The sequence below is a fragment of the Kitasatospora sp. NPDC057512 genome, assembly GCF_042802135.1.
Classification (GTDB): Bacteria; Actinomycetota; Actinomycetes; order Streptomycetales; family Streptomycetaceae; genus Kitasatospora.
Genome location: NZ_JBHVET010000098.1, coordinates 1 through 16,480, shown reverse-complemented (window position 1 = coordinate 16,480; position 16,480 = coordinate 1). Strand labels below are relative to the sequence as shown.

General features: G+C 75.4%; 15 protein-coding genes. 8 read left to right on the top strand and 7 right to left on the bottom strand.

Annotation, left to right across the window (positions count from 1 at the left end):
- The coding region (locus ACFU6K_RS09840; RefSeq protein ID WP_380661999.1) for a beta-propeller fold lactonase family protein at positions 1-1,482 on the bottom strand (1,482 nt) is incomplete at its 3' end.
- A gap of 344 nt (positions 1,483-1,826) precedes the next feature.
- Here ACFU6K_RS09840 and ACFU6K_RS09835 point away from each other — a divergent pair.
- The 5 genes from ACFU6K_RS09835 (at position 1,827) to ACFU6K_RS09815 (ending at position 6,793) form a co-directional block, all read left to right on the top strand.
- A complete protein-coding gene (locus ACFU6K_RS09835) occupies positions 1,827-2,306 on the top strand; it encodes an RrF2 family transcriptional regulator (protein WP_380661998.1) in 480 nt (159 codons plus the stop codon).
- Between the two features lie 108 nt (positions 2,307-2,414).
- The gene (locus ACFU6K_RS09830) at positions 2,415-3,596 is read left to right on the top strand and encodes a globin domain-containing protein (RefSeq protein ID WP_380661997.1); all 1,182 of its coding nucleotides are present in this window, start codon (positions 2,415-2,417) and stop codon (positions 3,594-3,596) included.
- A 259-nt stretch (positions 3,597-3,855) separates the two neighbouring features.
- Positions 3,856-4,617: a (Fe-S)-binding protein gene (locus tag ACFU6K_RS09825; protein WP_380661996.1), complete on the top strand. Its 762-nt coding sequence runs from the start codon at positions 3,856-3,858 to the stop codon at positions 4,615-4,617.
- A complete protein-coding gene (locus tag ACFU6K_RS09820; protein ID WP_380661994.1) occupies positions 4,614-6,029 on the top strand; it encodes a lactate utilization protein B in 1,416 nt (471 codons plus the stop codon). The genes ACFU6K_RS09825 and ACFU6K_RS09820 overlap by 4 nt, the downstream gene beginning before the upstream one ends.
- Positions 6,026-6,793, top strand: a complete 768-nt coding sequence (locus ACFU6K_RS09815) for a lactate utilization protein C (protein ID WP_380661993.1) — start codon at positions 6,026-6,028, stop codon at positions 6,791-6,793. The genes ACFU6K_RS09820 and ACFU6K_RS09815 overlap by 4 nt, the downstream gene beginning before the upstream one ends.
- On the opposite strand, the gene ddaH is transcribed toward ACFU6K_RS09815, so the two are convergent.
- Together ddaH and ACFU6K_RS09805 are read right to left on the bottom strand one after the other, a co-directional pair.
- Positions 6,780-7,607 carry a dimethylargininase gene (gene ddaH / locus ACFU6K_RS09810; protein ID WP_380661992.1) on the bottom strand — a complete coding sequence of 276 codons (828 nt, stop codon included), beginning with the start codon at positions 7,605-7,607 and terminating at the stop codon, positions 6,780-6,782. The two genes, ACFU6K_RS09815 and ddaH, sit on opposite strands and share 14 nt — an antisense overlap.
- Before the next feature lie 256 nt (positions 7,608-7,863).
- The gene (locus tag ACFU6K_RS09805; protein WP_380661991.1) at positions 7,864-8,757 is read right to left on the bottom strand and encodes a 4Fe-4S domain-containing protein; all 894 of its coding nucleotides are present in this window, start codon (positions 8,755-8,757) and stop codon (positions 7,864-7,866) included.
- 217 nt (positions 8,758-8,974) lie between these two features.
- Here ACFU6K_RS09805 and ACFU6K_RS09800 point away from each other — a divergent pair, with 217 nt between their 5' ends.
- Positions 8,975-9,757, top strand: a complete 783-nt coding sequence (locus ACFU6K_RS09800) for an SGNH/GDSL hydrolase family protein (protein ID WP_380661990.1) — start codon at positions 8,975-8,977, stop codon at positions 9,755-9,757.
- A gap of 39 nt (positions 9,758-9,796) precedes the next feature.
- Here ACFU6K_RS09800 and ACFU6K_RS09795 read toward each other — a convergent pair whose 3' ends face one another.
- The gene (locus ACFU6K_RS09795) at positions 9,797-10,225 is read right to left on the bottom strand and encodes a DUF2809 domain-containing protein (RefSeq protein WP_380661988.1); all 429 of its coding nucleotides are present in this window, start codon (positions 10,223-10,225) and stop codon (positions 9,797-9,799) included.
- Between the two features lie 172 nt (positions 10,226-10,397).
- Between ACFU6K_RS09795 and ACFU6K_RS09790 the strand changes: the two genes are divergently transcribed.
- The gene (locus ACFU6K_RS09790) at positions 10,398-11,897 is read left to right on the top strand and encodes a DUF2252 domain-containing protein (protein ID WP_380661987.1); all 1,500 of its coding nucleotides are present in this window, start codon (positions 10,398-10,400) and stop codon (positions 11,895-11,897) included.
- Between the two features lie 100 nt (positions 11,898-11,997).
- Here the strand turns inward: ACFU6K_RS09790 and ACFU6K_RS09785 are convergent, their stop codons facing one another.
- The 3 genes from ACFU6K_RS09785 to ACFU6K_RS09775 are packed head-to-tail and all read right to left on the bottom strand — an operon-like array spanning position 11,998 to position 14,826.
- Complete coding sequence (locus ACFU6K_RS09785; RefSeq protein WP_380661985.1) at positions 11,998-12,690, bottom strand: alpha/beta fold hydrolase; 693 nt, start codon at positions 12,688-12,690, stop codon at positions 11,998-12,000.
- A 28-nt stretch (positions 12,691-12,718) separates the two neighbouring features.
- Positions 12,719-14,266 carry an MFS transporter gene (locus tag ACFU6K_RS09780; RefSeq protein ID WP_380661983.1) on the bottom strand — a complete coding sequence of 516 codons (1,548 nt, stop codon included), beginning with the start codon at positions 14,264-14,266 and terminating at the stop codon, positions 12,719-12,721.
- A complete protein-coding gene (locus tag ACFU6K_RS09775) occupies positions 14,263-14,826 on the bottom strand; it encodes a helix-turn-helix domain-containing protein (protein WP_380661982.1) in 564 nt (187 codons plus the stop codon). Before ACFU6K_RS09775 ends, ACFU6K_RS09780 begins: the two co-directional genes overlap by 4 nt.
- 265 nt (positions 14,827-15,091) lie before the next feature.
- Here ACFU6K_RS09775 and ACFU6K_RS09770 point away from each other — a divergent pair, with 265 nt between their 5' ends.
- On the top strand, positions 15,092-16,372 hold the full coding sequence (locus ACFU6K_RS09770) for a DUF5685 family protein (RefSeq protein ID WP_380661980.1): 1,281 nt from the start codon (positions 15,092-15,094) through the stop codon (positions 16,370-16,372).
- The last annotated feature ends 108 nt before the right edge of the window (positions 16,373-16,480 follow it).

Below are 16,480 nucleotides of genomic sequence, written 5' to 3'. Positions count from 1 at the left end.
GAGCAGGCCGACGCCGATCGAGAAGTGCCGGGTGGTGCTCGCGCCCTTGGCCAGCGGCGCGGTCAGCGCGCAGCTCAGCTTCCCGGCGGCGACGGTGCAGTCGCCGGAGGTCGCGGTCAGCCCGGCGGGCAGGTCGGCGGCGACGGTGGCCGCGGTCACCGGGTCGGGGCCCTGGCCGGTGAGGGTGACGGTGTAGTCGACCCGACTGGAGAGCAGCCCGGTGACCGGGGTCGCGGTGAGCGCGACGCCCAGGTGGGCGGCGGGAGCGGTGTAGGTGAAGCGGTCGGCGGCGACGGCCGCGCTGGTGCCGCCGGGCCCGGTGACCCGCACGTCCACCGGTCCGGCGACGGTGGTGGCGGGGGCGGTCGCGGTGCAGCTGGTCTTCGTGCAGCCGAACGAGGTGGCGGCGCCGGCCGCGCCGAAGGTCACGGCGGTCGCGCCGGCCAGGTCGGTGCCGGTGATGGTCACCGTGGTGCCGCCCGTCCCGGAGCCGCCGTTCGGGCTGATCGCGGTCACGTCCGGCACCGGCAGCGGGAAGGTCACCACGTCGACGGCGTTGCCGGTGAAGTCGGCGAGGTAGCCGCGCCGCCCGTCGGCGGTCAGGGCCAGGCTGTACGGGCCGGCGCCCACCGGGACGGTCGCGGTGACCGTCCGGCTCGCGGTGTCCACCACGCTCAGGGTGTTGTCGGCGTAGTTGGAGACGTAGGCCGCCGCGCCGTCCGGGGAGACGGTCACCGCGTAGGGGCCGGAGCCGACGGCGACGGTGCCGACGACCGTGCCGGCCGCGGTGTCGATCACGGCGGCGGTGCCGTCGTCGCCGTCGGCGGCCCACAGTCGGGTGCCGTCCGGGCTGAGCGCGAGGCCGAAGACGCCGTGGCCGACCGGGACGGTGCCGCTCACCGTGCCGCTCGCGGTGTCGACCACGGTGACGGCCTTGGCGCCGGACGCGGCGACGTACAGCCGGGTGCCGTCCGGGGAGACGGCCAGGCCGTGCGGCTCGGCACCGACCGGCACGGTGGCGGTCACGGTGTCGGACGACGTGTCCAGCACGCTCACGGTGTCGGCGGCGGCGTTGCTCACGTAGGCGCGGGAGCCGTTCGGCGCGAGGGCGAGGCCCCAGGGCTGGGCGCCGACCGGGACGGTCGCGGTGACGGCGTTGGTCGCGGTGTCCACGACGCTGACGGTGTTGTCCAGGTGGTGGGTCAGGTAGGCCCGGTGCCCGTCGGGCGACACGGCCACGGCGTACGAGCCGGACCCGGCGGTGAAGCCGCCGGACACGGTGTTGCTCGCGGTGTCGAGCACGCTGACGGCGCCGCTGCTCTGGCTGGTCACATAGGCGTGGCCGCCGTCCGGCGTCAGCGCGACGCCCGCCGGGTACGGCGCCACCGCCAGGTGCGCGGCGACGGCCGGCGGCGGCGTGACGGCCTCGGCCGTCGCGGGCAGCGACAGCAGTGCGGCCGTGGTCGCGGATATCGCGGCCACGGCCGTCCGGGTGCGACGGGGTGTGCGGGGTGTTCTCACGGGTCTCTCCAACTGCTCGGCACGGACGAACGCGTGGTGGTGCTGTGGTGGGTTCGGAGCCGGGGGAAGCGTAGAAGTCGCCCTGACTTTCCGTCAGGGACTGACTACTAATGTCGCCAAATGTTCAGATCCGATCGCCATGCGAGGGTGTACGGACCTGTCCGGACCCGCCCGGGCCTGCCCCGACCCGCCCAGACCCGTCCCGACCCACCCGGCCGAGGGCTCCGGGTCGACGTGACCAGGGTCTCGATCGAAGTCGTGCAGAAAATTGGAGTTGAGGAGTCGCATTCGATAGCGTTCCGAACGTGAGGCTGACCAAGAGCACCGACATCGCCCTGCGGATCGCCATGCGACTGGCCGTCCTGGGCGAGGGCGACAACCCGACCACCCGCGAGGTGGCCGCGTCGGTCGGCGTGCCGTACACCCACGCGGCGAAGGTGGTCAGCCGACTGCAGCACCTGGGGGTGGTGGAGGCCCGGCGCGGTCGCGGCGGCGGGCTGATGCTCACCTTCGCCGGGCGGACCGGTTCGCTCGGACTGCTGCTGCGGGAGCTGGAGGGGGTCGGCGACGTGGTCGGCTGCGAGGACGACCCGCCCTGTCCGCTGCGGGCCGCGTGCCGGCTGCGCGGAGTGCTGCGGGGCGCCCAGGAGGCGTTCTTCGCCGCGCTCGACCACCTCTCCATCGACGACCTGGTGGCCTCCCCCACCGGACCGGTCCTGCTCAGCCTCACCGCCGGCCCCGTCGGCACGGCCCGACCCACCGAGACCGCCGGACCCACCGGCTGATCGGCCCACCGAGACCGCCGGAGCCACCGGCCGATCGGCCCACCCGGGGCCGCGCACCTCTCCACGGCCTTTAATACGAATCTCAGATACCAGTTAGGAGCCCGACTGATGCTGTCCGCGAAGTCCACCGAGGTCATCGAGGCCACCCTGCCCGTCGTGGGCGCCGCCATCGGCGACATCACCCCGCGCTTCTACGACCGGCTGTTCGCCGCGCACCCGGAGCTGCTGCGCGACCTCTTCAACCGGGGCAACCAGGCCAACGGCACCCAGCGCGAGGCGCTGGCCGGCTCGATAGCCGCCTTCGCCACCGCCCTGATCGCCAACCCGGACCAGCGGCCGGACGCGATGCTCGCCCGCATCGCCCACAAGCACGTCTCGGTCGGCATCGACAACAGCCAGTACAAGATCGTCCACGAGCACCTGTTCGCCGCCATCGTGGAGGTGCTCGGCGAGGCCGTCACCCCCGAGGTCGCCGCCGCCTGGGACGAGGTCTACTGGCTGATGGCCAACGCGCTGATCGCCGTCGAGGACCGGCTGCGCGCCGAGGTCGCCGCCGGCGGCGACCCGGCCGACCTGTGGCGCCCCTACACCGTGATCGCCCGCCACCAGGAGACCGAGGCCGTCACCAGCTACCTGGTCCGCCCCACCGACGGCCGCCCCGTCCCGGCCTTCCGCCCCGGCCAGTACGTCTCGGTGCGCACCGAACTGGCCGACGGCGCACGGCAGATCCGCCAGTACAGCCTCTCCGGCGGCGCCGCCGGCGCCCTGCGCTTCAGCGTCAAGCGCGAGGACGGCGGCGAGGTCTCCAGCCACCTGCACGACCACCTGAAGGCCGGCGACCCCGTCGAACTGGCGCCCCCGCTGGGCGACATCGCCCTGGCCGACGGCGACGGCCCGGTGCTGCTCGCGTCCGCCGGCATCGGCAACACCCCGATGACCGCCATGCTCGACCACCTCGCCACCACCGGCTCCACCCGGCGGATCGTCTCCGTGCACGGCGACCGCGACCAGCTGAGCCACGCCTTCCGGGCCGAACTGGCACGGCTCACCGCCGACCTGCCGAACGCGGACTCGCACGTCTTCTACGAGCAGCCGCTCGGCGAGTGGCCGGCCGAGCGCACCGGCCTGGTGGACCTCTCCACCGTCGAGGTCCCGGCCGGCACCACCGCCTACCTCTGCGGACCGCTCCCCTTCCTGCGCGCCGTCCGCGAGCAGCTGCTGACCGCGGGCGTCGCGGCGGCGGACATCCACTACGAGGTGTTCGGGCCGGACCTCTGGCTCGGCGCCTGACGCCCTACGGCCCTGAGTCCCTGAGTCCCTGAGGCCCTGAGTCCCTGAGGCCCGGCCCGGGGCTGAGCACCAGGTCGAGGCCGCACGGCCGAAGTCCCACCGCGGCACCGGTCCGCTCGGTACGATCACGAGCGGTCCGGTGCCGTTCGGCTTCCGGCGTCCGGCGGTTCGGGCATTCGGTGGTTCGGACGCCCGGCGGTTCGGGCGTCCGGCGGTTCGGGCGTCCGGCGGGAGTCCGGTTCGGCAGAAGGGAGCCCGGATGCGGGTCGCGCTGTTCGCCACCTGCGTCAACGACGCGCTGTTCCCCGCCACGGCGGTGGCCACCGTCCGGCTGCTGGAACGGCTCGGCGTGACGGTGGACTTCCCCGCCGGGCAGACCTGTTGCGGGCAGCCGCAGTACAACACCGGCTACCGCAGGGGCTGCGAACCGCTGGTCCGGCGGACGGCGAAGGCCTTCGCCGGGTACGACCACGTGGTGACGCCCTCGGGCTCCTGCGTGGCGATGGTCCGGGACAACTACCCCCGGATCGGCGCCAGGGCCGCCACCGAGGGCCGGGGCACCGAACTCGCCGACCTGGCCACCGATCTGGTGCCCCGGGTGGTCGAGCTGACCGAGTTCCTGACCGACGTGCTCGGCGTCGAGGACGTCGGCGCGTACTTCCCGCACACCGTCACCTACCACCCCTCCTGCCACGGCCTGCGCCTGCTCGGCCTCGGCGAGCGCCCGCGCCGGCTGCTGGGCGCCGTCGAGGGCCTGGAGCTGGTCGAGCTGCCCGGGGCCGAGGAGTGCTGCGGCTTCGGCGGCACCTTCGCGGTCAAGAACGCGGCGGTCTCGGCGGCCATGGCCGAGGACAAGATCGCCAACGCGCTCGGCACCGGCGCCCGTGTGCTGTGCGGCGCCGACAACTCCTGCCTGCTGCACCTCGGCGGCACCCTGCGCCGCCAGGGCGCGCCGCTGCGGCCGCTGCACCTGGCGGAGATCCTGGCCAGCACCGAGGAGCACCCCTGGAGGCCCGCGTGACCGGTACGTTCCTCGGCATGCCCGCCTTCCCGCAGGCCGCCGCCAAGGCCGTACGGGACGAGCGGCTGCGCGCCAACCTGCGGCACGCCACCCGCACCATCCGCGACAAGCGGGCCCGGGCGGTCGCCGAACTCGCCGACTGGGAGCGGCTGCGCGCCGCCGGGAAGGCGATCAAGGACCACACGCTGCGCCACCTCGACCGCTACCTCCTCCAGTTGGAGGAGTCCGTCACGGCGGCCGGCGGCACCGTGCACTGGGCCGCCGACGCCGAGGAGGCCAACCGGATCGTCGCCGGACTGGTCAGGGCCACCGGGCGGACCGAGGTCGTCAAGGTCAAGTCGATGGCCACCCAGGAGATCGAGCTCAACGAGGCGCTGGCGGCCGAGGGGATCACCGCCTACGAGACCGATCTCGCCGAGCTGATCGTGCAGTTGGGCGACGACCGGCCCTCGCACATCCTGGTGCCGGCGATCCACCGCAACCGGGCGGAGATCCGGGAGGTCTTCGCCGACCGGATGGCCTCCTGGGGCCGCCCGGCACCCAGGGGTCTCACCGACTCGCCCGCCGAACTCGCCGAGGCCGCCCGGCTGCACCTGCGGGAGAAGTTCCTGCGCGCCGAAGTCGCCGTCTCCGGCGCCAACTTCATGGTCGCCGAGACCGGCACCCTGGTGGTGGTCGAGTCCGAGGGCAACGGCCGGATGTGCCTCACGCTGCCGCGCACGCTGATCTCGGTGGTCGGGATCGAGAAGGTCGTGCCGACCTGGCGGGACCTGGAGGTCTTCCTCCAGCTGCTCCCCCGCTCCTCCACCGCCGAGCGGATGAACCCGTACACCTCGCTCTGGACCGGGACGACGGAGGGCGACGGCCCGTCCGAGTTCCACCTGGTGCTGCTGGACAACGGCCGCACCGCCGCGCTCGCCGACCAGGTCGGCCGCCAGGCGCTGCGCTGCATCCGCTGCTCGGCCTGCCTCAACGTCTGCCCGGTGTACGAGCGGGCCGGCGGGCACGCCTACGGCTCGGTCTACCCGGGGCCGATCGGCGCCATCCTCACGCCCCAACTGCGCGGCACCGCGAGCCCGGTGGACGCCTCGCTGCCGTACGCCTCCTCGCTCTGCGGGGCCTGCTACGAGGTCTGCCCGGTGGCGATCGACATCCCCGAGGTGCTGGTGCACCTGCGCGAGCGGGTCGCCGAGCAGGGCGGGCACCCGCTGGAGCGGACCGCGATGGCCGCCGCCGGCTTCGTGCTGGACCACCCGGCGGCGCTCGCCGCCGCCGAGCGGCTGGCCGGGCGCACCCGGTCGCTGCACCCGCGCAGGCTGCCCGGGCCGGGGCGGGCCTGGACCGACACCCGGGACCTGCCGGAGGTGCCGGCCGAACCGTTCCGCGACTGGTGGCGGAGGAACCGCGCATGACCGCATCCGACCAGCCTGACCGGCCCAACTCGCCTTCGAACTCCCGGGAGTTGGTGCTCGGCCGGATCCGGGCCGCGCTCGGCGACACCGCCGGGATGGCCGAACAGCCGCTGCCCCGCGACTACCTGACGGCCCACGTGCCGACGGACGACCCGGCGGCGCTGCTCGACCTGCTGCACCGCAACCTGGCCGACTACCGGGCCCTGGTGCACCGCTGCCACGAGGACGAACTGCCGCGGCGGATCGCCGGGTTGCTGGTCGAGCGGGGCAGCCGGACGGTCGTGGTGCCGGCCGGACTGCCGGCCGACTGGCTCACCGCGGCCGAGGCCGAGGGGGTCGAACTCCTGCCGGACGAGGGGACGTTGACCGCCGCCCGGCTGGACGCCGTGGACAGCGTGGTGACCGGCTGCGCGCTGGCCGTCGCCGAGACCGGGACGATCGTGCTGGACGCCGGACCGGGCCAGGGGCGGCGGCTGCTCTCGCTCGTCCCCGACCACCACGTCTGCGTGGTGCGGGCCCCGGAGCAGGTCGTCGCCTCGGTGCCGCTCGCGCTGCCCCGGCTCGATCCGGTACGGCCGCAGACCTGGATCTCGGGCCCGTCCGCCACCAGCGACATCGAGCTGGACCGGGTGGAGGGGGTGCACGGGCCGCGCACCCTGGAGGTGCTGCTGGTCACCGCGGCGCCGGCGCCGGACGGCGCCCGGGACGGCATCCGGGACGGCACCGGGGAGGGCACTCGGGACGGCACCGTCACTCCGGCCTGAGCTCCAGGGTGCAGCACTTCGCCCCGCCGCCGCCCTTCAGCAGCTCCGAGACGTCCACCGGGACGGGCTGGTAGCCGTGCTCGGTCAGCCGGCCGGCCAGGTTCTTGGCGGCCTCCGGCAGCAGCACCCGGCGGCCGTCCGAGACCGCGTTGAGCCCGAACACCTCGGCGTCGGCCCGGTCGGCGAGGATCGCGTCCGGGTAGAGCGCGCGCAGCACCGAACGGCTGTCGGCGTCGAAGGCCTCCGGGTAGTACATGACGTGGTCGTCGGCGAGCACCGCCAGCGCGGTGTCCAGGTGGTAGAAGCGCGGGTCGACCAGGGTCAGGCTGACCACCGGGACGCCGAACAGTTCCCCGGCCTCGGCGTGCGCGGCGCGCGAGGTGCGGAATCCCGTCCCGGCGAGCACCCGGCGACCCACCACCAGGTGGTCGCCCTCGCCCTCGTTGACGTGCCCGGCCCGGCGCACCTCGCGGTAGCCGCGCTCGCGGAACCAGGCCAGGTAGGCCTCCGACTCGGCGGCCCGCTCCGGGTAGCGGAAGGTGGCGACCAGGGCGCGACCGTCCAGGACGGTGGCGCCGTTGGCGGCGTACACCATGTCGGGCAGGCCCGGCACCGGGTCGATCAGCTCGACGGTGTGGCCGAGCCGGCGGTACGTCCAGTAGAGCCGCTCCCACTGCCGCAGGGCGAGCGCGGTGTCGGTGGGCTGGGTGGGGTCCATCCACGGGTTGATCGCGTAGTCCACGGTGAAGTACGTCGGCCGGCACATCAGGTAGCGCCGCGGCCGGGCGTGGCGCTCCGGGGTCTGCGTGAGCATGGCTCAACCATCCTTGGATCGAGGGGAGTTCGTCGCACGGAGTTCGGGGTTCGCGGGGCCGGACACCTTCGTTCCCAAGGCGGCTGCCCCGACGGAACCGTTCGCACACCCGGGTGGGCGCTCCCGGCGGTCGCACACCCCCGCGCACCCGGCGCAGGCACCGGCGCACCGACCCTCCGGCGTCGGTCGGCGGGCCGCGCCCCCGGCTGCCGGCCACCGGCTACCGGCGGGCCGTCCCGTACCGGCGGGCCGTCGGCTACCAGCGGACCGCGCCGAAGTCCACGGGCCTCGGCCGCAGCTCCCGGCACCGCTCGGCCAGCGACCGCAGCCGGCGGTCCGCCTCCTCGGCGGACATCCGGCGCCGGTCGCCGTGGCCGGGCAGCAGCCACTCGAAGCGCAGCACGCCGAGGCCGCGCCGCAGTGAGGCGGCGAGCTCCTCGATCGAGTACCAGGTGACCGACTCCACCACCTCGATGTCCCCGGTGGTGCGGGACCAGTACAGGCTGTCCCCGCTGAAGCAGTACCGCTCGTCCGCGACGAAGAGCACGCTGCCCCGGGTGTGGCCGGGGAACGGGTGGGCGACCAGGCCGGGCGAGACCTCCGTCGGCGCGGTGCCGCGCAGCACCCGGTCGGCGTCGGGGGCGGCCGCCAGATCGCCCTCGTGGATCCAGAGCCGGGCGCCGAACCGGTCGGCGTACGCCCGGCCGTGCGCGGCGTGGTCGCGGTGCGTGAGCAGGACGTCGGTGACCGGGCCGAGAGCGGCGTACCGGGCGGCGAGGGCCTCGCTGTAGCGCGGCGTGTCGACCATCACCCAGCCGGTGGGACGGCGACAGAGGTAGGAGTTGGCGCCCGCGGTCTGCCGGGAGTTGTGGCCGAGCAGCAGCAGGTCGTCGGCGAGGGCCAGCGGGAACGGGTCCCCGGCCCGGTCCAGCGGCCCGGCGCCCGGGCGGATGGAACGGGTCGGGCAGGCGTGGGCGGCGGCGAGCAGCTGCCCGCGCTCGGCCGCGTCGCGCGGCTGGCGGACCAGCACCGAGCGGCCCGCGTGCTCGCGGACCAGGTCGGGCGCGAGCTGCCGGGCGACGTCGCAGTTGGTGCACCGGTCGTCGATCGACCAGTTCTCGGGCGGGTCGGGGCGCGGATCGGTGGTCATGGGTGCCTTCCCCCGGGAGGACGGCGGCCGGACCGGCCGCTCCCTTCGAGCATCCGCCGGACCGGCCGGAAAGCGGAAGGGGGCGCGGATCTTGTGCTTTCCGGGGACCGGCTCTCTGCGGGCGGAAGGGGCCCACGAGGGCACGTGGTCCATCTCACGTGCCGCCGGTGGCACCTACGGTGGCGTAGGTCACTTGATTGGGTGAACTATCTCTTTCATGCCGAATCTCCAGGAGACCCTTGACCTCGATTCGTATGCCGCCATCGGCGACAGCTTCACCGAGGGTCTGAACGACCCCGGCGTCGACGGCAGGTTCGCCGGCTGGGCCGACCGCCTCGCCGGGATCCTCGCCGACGGGCGCCCGCCGGGCGCCTTCCGCTACGCCAACCTCGCCGTGCGCGGCCGGCTGCTGGACCAGATCACCACCGAGCAGGTGCCGCAGGTCCAGCGCCTCCAGCCCGACCTGGTCACCTTCTGCGCGGGCGGCAACGACATCCTCCGGCCGGGCGCCGACCCGGACGAGGTGGCCGAGCGCTTCGAGGCCGCCGTCGTCCAACTCACCGAAAGCGCCAGGACGGTGCTGATCTGCACCGGCTTCGACACCAAGGACGTGCCGCTGCTGAAGCACCTGCGCGGCAAGATCGCCACCTACAACGGGCACATGCGCGCCGTCGCCGACCGCAACGGCTGCAAGGTGGCCGACCTGTGGTCGCTGCGCGCGGTGCAGGACCGCCGTGCGTGGAGCGAGGACCGTCTGCACCTGTCCCCCGAGGGGCACCAGCGGGTCGCCCTGCTGGCCGCCCGCTCGCTGGGCCTGCGCACCGCGCAGGACCCGGAGGCCCCGTGGCCGGACGCCCTTGTGCTCACCCCCGCCGACCAGCGGCGGGAGAACATCCAGTGGGCCCGCGAGTACCTGCTGCCCTGGGTCGGCCGGCGCCTGCGCGGCGAGTCCTCGGGCGACCACGTCGAGCCCAAGCGCCCGGACCTGCTTCCGCTCTGACGGTTCGTCAGGCCGCTCACCCTGCCCGGGCGGCCGCGTTCAGACGGCTCCGCCGGGTGCCGCGACCCGGGAGGTCCGCAGCATCCGGTGGAGCACCCCGGCGCAGGCCGCGCCGACCAGGTACCAGAGCAGGTCCGGCGGGTTGAAGGTCGAGCCCAGCACCAGCCGGGCCAGGACGCTGTGCCGCCCCCAGGCGTCCGGCAGTCCGGTCAGCTGGAACAGCTCCACGGCCCAGCTGAGCGCGGCGGCCACGGCGGCGGCCCGGCCGGGGCGCAGCCTCGGCACGGCCAGCACGAGCAGGGCGTACAGGAGGACGGTGTAGAGCGCGTCCCCGGCGCACTTGGCGAAGTCCCCGCCGAACACGGCTCGTACCCCCAGCCCGGCCGCCACGGTCAGCACCGCTGCCGCCGCAGCCGCCAGCCGCGTGCGCCGGTGCGCCCGGGAACCGCTCCCCCCAAGATCGTTCACCCGCCCCACGCTACCCCGCGCCCCACGGGCTCCGCCCCGGCCCTCGCCTCCTCACGCACCACGCACCCCGCGCCGCCCCCGCGACCCCACGCACCCCGCACCGCCCCCGCGACCCACAAGCGGACCCGCCCCTCCCGGAACCACCGCGCCACCCCGTACGTCACTCCCCCCGATGAACGTCCGCGCAGGTCGCGGGCGGGGCGAGGACCGGAAGGGACGGGCGGGGACAGTGGCGCACGTGGGTGGGGCCGAGGCGGCCGGGTCGGGGTCGGCGGCGGGGCGGGACGAGCGGACCCGGCGCGGGTTCGCGGTGGCCGGGTTCGCCTCGGCCCAGGACGGGCGGGCGCGGGAGCGCGGCAAGGAGCTGCGGACCCGGGTGCCCCGGGAGCGGCACGCGGAGTTCGCGCCCGCCCCCGACCGGCCGACCGCCGTGACCGCGCTGGAGGCCTCCAACGCCGGCCGAATAGACCGGCTGGTGCCGATCCGGGTCGGCCGGATGGCCGCCGGCCCGTTCGCGTTCCTGCGCGGCTCGGCCGGACTGATGGCCGCCGACCTCGCGGGCACCCCGGTGACCGGGGTGGGCGCACAGCTCTGCGGGGACGCGCACGCCGCGAACTTCGGCCTCTACGGCGACGCGCGCGGCCAGATCGTGCTGGACATCAACGACTTCGACGAGACCGTCCCCGGCCCCTGGGAGTGGGACCTCAAGCGGCTCGCCGCCAGCCTGGTGCTGGCGGCCCGGGAGGCCGGGGCGAGCGAGACCACCGCGCGCGAGGCCGCCCAGCACGTGGCGGGCTCCTACCGCCGGACGGTGCGCACGCTCGTCAAGCTGCCCGGGCTGGACGCCTGGAACGCCATCGCGGACGAGCAGTTGGTCTCCTTCGCCGAGGCCCACGACCTCGCCGAGGTGCTGCGCAAGGTCGGCGCGAAGGCGCTCGGCAACACCAGCGCCCGGTTCGCCGCCCGCAGCACCGCCCGTACCGCGGACGGCGGTTGGCGGTTCACGGCCGCTCCCCCGGTGCTCACCGAGGTGACCGACGCGACCGCCCGCGCCGTCGCGCACGCGCTCGGCCCGTACGTCGAGACGGTTCCGGCCGAGGTGCGCACCCTGCTGTCCCGCTACCGGGTGCAGGACGTGGCGTTCCGGGTGGTGGGCACCGGCAGTGTGGGCACCCGCTCGTACGTGGTGCTGCTCACCGACCACCGGGACCAGCCGCTGGTGCTACAGGTGAAGGAGGCCCGCCCGTCCGCGCTGCTGCCGTACCTGCCGGCCGGGCCGCGGCCGGCGGCGGAGGGGCACGAGGGCCGCCGGGTGGTGCTCGGCCAGAAGCACATGCAGGTGGTCAGCGACACCCTGCTGGGCTGGACCACGGTCGACGGACTCCCGTACCAGGTGCGGCAGTTCCGCAACCGCAAGGGCAGCGTCGACCCGGCGGCGCTGCTGCCGGGCCAGCTGGACGACTACGCCCGGATCACCGGCGCCCTGCTGGCCCGGGCGCACTCGCACACCGCCGACCCGGGCCTGCTGGCCGGGTACTGCGGCAAGAGCGAGGCGCTGGACGAGGCCGTCGCCGCCTTCGCGGTGGCCTACGCCGACCGCACCGAGGCCGACCACGCCGACCTGCTGACGGCGGTGCGCAACGGGCGGCTGCCCGTCGAGCACGGCGTCTGACCGATCCGTCGCCCGCCCCGCCCGGCGCCCGCCCCGCCCCGCCCGGCGGCAGCGGCCCGCCCGACGGCAGCGCCCCACTCCGCGGCAGCGGCCCGGCGGCTCAGCGGGCCAGGAAGGGCGCCACCGCGGCGACGAACCCGGCGGGCCGGGCACCCTGCACCAGGTGCCCGGCCTCGACGGTGACCAGCCGGCAGTCCGGGATCAGCCGGGCGAGTTCGGCGATCCGCTCCTGCGGGACGTGGCTGGCCGGGCCGCCGGCGACGGCCAGGGTGCGGGCGGTGATCCTGGCCAGCCCCTCCCGCCAGGCCGGGTCGGGGTCGTCGAGCTGGGCCCTGACCGCCCGGACCGCCGCCCAGTCGAAGTGCACGTCCGGGTCCGGGTGCTCGGGCGGCGCGCTCGCCGGGCGCGGGTACAGCGCGGGGATCTCCTCCAGCACCAGCCGGTCGATCCGCTCGGGCGCGGCCTGGGCGAGCAGGCAGGCGACGGCGCCGCCCATCGAGTGGCCGACCAGGTCGACGCGGGCGAGTCCGAGGGCGTCGAGGAAGGCCAGCACGTCGTCCCGCATCGCCTCCAGCGCGTAGGCGGCGGTGCGGGCGCTGTCGCCGTGGCCGCGCAGGTCGAGCGCGTACACGTGGTGGCCGGGGGCGAGGTCCGGCAGGACGGTGTCCCAGTCGGCGGCGCGCTCGCCGAGGGCGTGCAGCAGCACCAGCGGCGGGCCGCCGGGCCGTCCGCTCTCGCGGTAGGCGAGCGTCGCCTCGGGCAGGTCCACGGTCCGGGTCCGTACGTCGGTCATGCCCGCCACGGTACGCGCCGGCCACGGGCTAGCGGACCGGCGTTCGCCCTCGGCTCATCGCGACCGGTCCGCCGTCGCGCTGCTCGCGGGCCGTGGCGCGGCCGGCGAACACCGAGGCCAGGACGGCGAGTCCGGCCACCGCGGCGCACACGATGCTCGCCGTCAGGTAGGCGGAGCGGTGCCCGCCGCCGCCGACGGTCTCCCGCAGGTAGACCCCGGACAGGGCCGAGACCGCGACGGCCGCCGCGATCCGCTGGGCCATCTGCAGGATCGCCCCGCTCACGCCGGCCGCCTCGGCGGGCGCGTGGCGCAGCACGTACGCCTGGTTGGTGGAGCCCATCAGGCCGACCGAGGCGCCGCCGAGCAGTTGCAGGAGCGCCAGCAGCCAGGGCAGCACGGCGGCGGGCGCCCAGTGCGCGAGCAGTCCGCTGAGCAGCATGGCGAGCGCGGAGCCGACCATCCCGGCGGTGACGGTGCGTCGGCCGTAGCGCTGGACGACCCGCCAGGCGAGCGCGGAGGCCACGCCCATGGCCACGGCGGAGGGCAGCGCGACCAGCGCGGCGCCCATCGGGGAGAGGCCGAGGCCGTCCTGGAGGAACATGGTCAGGACCAGCGAGGCGGCGAGCGAGGAGCCGAACTGGGCCATCGCGGTGGCCGTCCCGAGCGCGTACGGCGCGGAGCGGGTGAGCGCCGGGTGGATCAGCGGATGGCCGCCGGACCGGGCGTAGCGCCGCTGCCACCAGGCGAGCGCGCCGAGCAGCAGCAGGACGGCGGCCGCGAAGGCGAGCCAGCCGGTCCAGCCGGGCGGCCGGACGAAGGGCAGCATCAGGGCCAGGGTGAGTGCCCCGACCAGCAGCAGGCCGAGGACGTCGAGGTCGGCGTTCCGGGCGCTGGGGCGGGGCTTCGGCAGGTGGCGGGCCGCCAGGGCGACGGTGGCCAGGCCGAAGGGGACGTTGAGCAGGAAGGTCAGCCGCCAGCCGTCCTCGGGGCCGGCCAGGGCCAGCACCGCGCCGCCGATCGGCGGGCCGAGTGTGAAGGCGAGGCCGCCGGTGACGGCGTACATGCCGAGGGCGCGGGCCCGCAGCTGGCCGTCGAAGACGTCCTGGAGGGTGCCGATCATCTGGGAGTTGACCAGGCCGGCGCCCACGCCCTGGAGCAGCCGGGCGGCGATCAGCACCCCGGGCTCGGTGGCGGTCGCGGAGACCAGGCTGACCAGGGTGAACAGGGCGAGGCCGGTGACGAAGAACCACTTGCGGCCCTTGACGTCGCCCAGCCGCCCGCCGGGGATCAGCGCGAGGCCGAACGCGAGCGAGTAGCCGGCGACGATCCACTGGAGGTCGGCGGGCCCGGCGTGCAGGGTCTCGCGCAGGGCGGGGATGGAGGTGTTGAGGACGGACTGGTCGAGCAGCGTGGTGAAGCCGCCCGCGACGCAGACCAGCAGGACCCGGCGCCCGGCGGCGTCGAAGCGCTCCTTGGGCTCCTTGGGCTCCCCGGGCTTCCCGGGTTCCTCGGGCGCCCCGCTGCCCTCGGGGCTCTCCTCGGGCTCCTTCGCTATCGGCCCGGTGGCGGCGCTCACGGCTCGACCACCACCAGCGCGTACCGGGCCTCGCCCGGGCCGAGGCTGCGGAAGCGGCTGGTGCTGCCGACGTAGCGCAGGCAGTCGCCGGGGCCGAGCGGCTGCGGCTCACCGTCCACGGTCAGCTCCAGGCTCCCCTCCAGCAGCCAGAGGTGGTGCTCCCGGCCCGGCGTGCAGGCGCGGTCGTAGGCGATGTCCGCGCCGGCCGGCAGCCGGCCCTCGATGATCTCCGCGCGCAGCGAGCCGTGCGGCGGCGAGACCGACCGGCGGACGAACCCGGTCGTCCCGTCCCGCCACACCTGCTGCTCCCCGGCCCGCACCAGCCGGGCCGGCCCGGACTCCACCTCGGCGAGCAGCCGGGACATGGTCCGCCCGTACACGGCGCAGAGCCGCCCGAGCAGCGCGGCCGTCGGACTGACCTCCGCCCGCTCCACCCGGGACAGCGTCGACCGGCTGACGTCCGCCAGCCGTGCCAACTCCTCCAAGGTCCACCCGCGTTCCAGCCTCAGCTCGGCGAGTCGTTGTGCCAGCCGCTCGTCGGCGGCCGCGTCGATTCCCATATTCGCGATGCTATCCCGGATATGAGATCCACTCACCGGGGTCGGCCCCGGGGCCCCGGGTCACCGGAAGCCTTCGGGCGGCAGCCCCGCCCCGGCGCACGCGGCGCCCCGAGCCGGGGCGGGGTGTCCACCCCGAGCCGGGGCGGGGTGTGCGCCCGCCCGTCGGGCGGCGGCTTGACGGGACCTCGGCCAGGGAGGGGCGCTGATCATATGATGTGCGGCGAATCGTGGCCGGTCGGCGGCCCGTGAGGCGAGGGGGACCAGCGTGTTCGGCATCATCAGACCGTGTAGGCATCGATTGTCCGAGCGTCTGCAGACCTCCTGGATGGCCCACCTGTGCGGGCTCTGCCTCGCGCTGCGGGACGACCACGGACAGCTCGCCCGGACGGCGACCAACTACGACGGTCTGATCATCTCCGTCCTGGTCGAGGCCCAGGCCGCCCGGGAGGACTCCTCCTGGCGCCGCACCGCCGGACCGTGCCCGCTGCGCGGCATGCGGACCGCCTCCGTCGCCAAGGGCGAGGGCGCCCGGCTCGCCGCCGCCGTCTCGCTGGCGCTCGCCTCGGTCAAGATCCGCGACCACGTCGAGGACCGCGACGGCGTCTTCGCCCGCCGCCCGGTCGCCGCCGGAGCCCGTGCCGTCACCCGGCGCTGGGACCGGCAGAGCGCGGGCAGCGCCTCGACCGTCGGCTTCGACACCGCCGTGCTGCTCGACGCCGCCTCCCGGCAGGGCGAGTTGGAGCGCTCGCTGCGCCCCGGCGGCTCCGTCCTGCTGGTCACCGAGCCCACCGAGACCGCCACCTCGGCCGCCTTCGCGCACACCGCCGTGATCGCCGGACGCCCCGGCAACGCCGCCCCGCTCGCCGAGGCCGGGCGGCTGTTCGGCCGGCTCGCCCACCTCCTCGACGCCGCCGAGGACCAGGCCGCCGACGCGGCCTCGGGCGCCTGGAACCCGCTGACCGCCACCGGCACCGACCGCGCCGAGGCCGAACGGCTCTGCCGCGACGCCGTCCACGGCATCCGGCTCGCGCTGCGCGAGGTCGACCTGACCGACCGCACCCTCGTGCACGTCCTGCTCGGACACGAGACCGACCGCGCGGTGGAGCGGGTCTTCGGGCGCGCCCGGCACACCGCGAGCTGCCGCCGCCCGGACACCGCGGGCGGTGCCACCGGCGCCGTCGGCGCCACCACGGGCGAGCACCCGCACCAGGCGCCGCCGCAGCAGACGCCGCCGGGCCAGGCGCCGATCCCGCCGTGGGTGCCGCAGGGCCCGGGCTTCACCCCGCCCGGCCAGAAGCCGCCGAACCCCCGCAACCTGCTCGCCGGGTGCGCGATGTGGGCCCTGATGGCCTGCACCTGCCAGCTGCTCTGCTGCGACCACGAGGACCCGTTCAGCCGCCAGCGCCGCGAGGGGTTCTGCCAGCGCCACGACTGCTGCGACTGCGGCGACCCCGGCTGCGGCGACTGCTGCAACTGCTGTGACGGGGACTGCTGCGACGGGTGCGACTGCTGCGACGGCTGCTGCTGCGACTGCGGCTGCAACTGACCGGTCAGCCCGCCGGCTCCGCGCCGGCCCTCCCGTCCCGACCATCCCGACCCGACCGGCCGCTCTGACCGGACCGGCCGGCCGCCACCGGCCCGGGGTGCCCCCGCA

What these genes read in the sequence shown, in the direction of transcription:
- ACFU6K_RS09830 (WP_380661997.1), top strand. Translation starts at nt 2,415, where the DNA reads ATGCTGTCCGCGAAGTCCACCGAGGTCATCGAGGCCACCCTGCCCGTC.
- ACFU6K_RS09825 (WP_380661996.1), top strand. Translation starts at nt 3,856, where the DNA reads ATGCGGGTCGCGCTGTTCGCCACCTGCGTCAACGACGCGCTGTTCCCC.
- ACFU6K_RS09815 (WP_380661993.1), top strand. Translation starts at nt 6,026, where the DNA reads ATGACCGCATCCGACCAGCCTGACCGGCCCAACTCGCCTTCGAACTCC.
- ddaH (WP_380661992.1), bottom strand. Translation starts at nt 7,607, where the DNA reads ATGCTCACGCAGACCCCGGAGCGCCACGCCCGGCCGCGGCGCTACCTG.
- ACFU6K_RS09805 (WP_380661991.1), bottom strand. Translation starts at nt 8,757, where the DNA reads ATGACCACCGATCCGCGCCCCGACCCGCCCGAGAACTGGTCGATCGAC.
- ACFU6K_RS09800 (WP_380661990.1), top strand. Translation starts at nt 8,975, where the DNA reads ATGCCGAATCTCCAGGAGACCCTTGACCTCGATTCGTATGCCGCCATC.
- ACFU6K_RS09790 (WP_380661987.1), top strand. Translation starts at nt 10,398, where the DNA reads ATGAACGTCCGCGCAGGTCGCGGGCGGGGCGAGGACCGGAAGGGACGG.
- ACFU6K_RS09785 (WP_380661985.1), bottom strand. Translation starts at nt 12,690, where the DNA reads ATGACCGACGTACGGACCCGGACCGTGGACCTGCCCGAGGCGACGCTC.
- ACFU6K_RS09775 (WP_380661982.1), bottom strand. Translation starts at nt 14,826, where the DNA reads ATGGGAATCGACGCGGCCGCCGACGAGCGGCTGGCACAACGACTCGCC.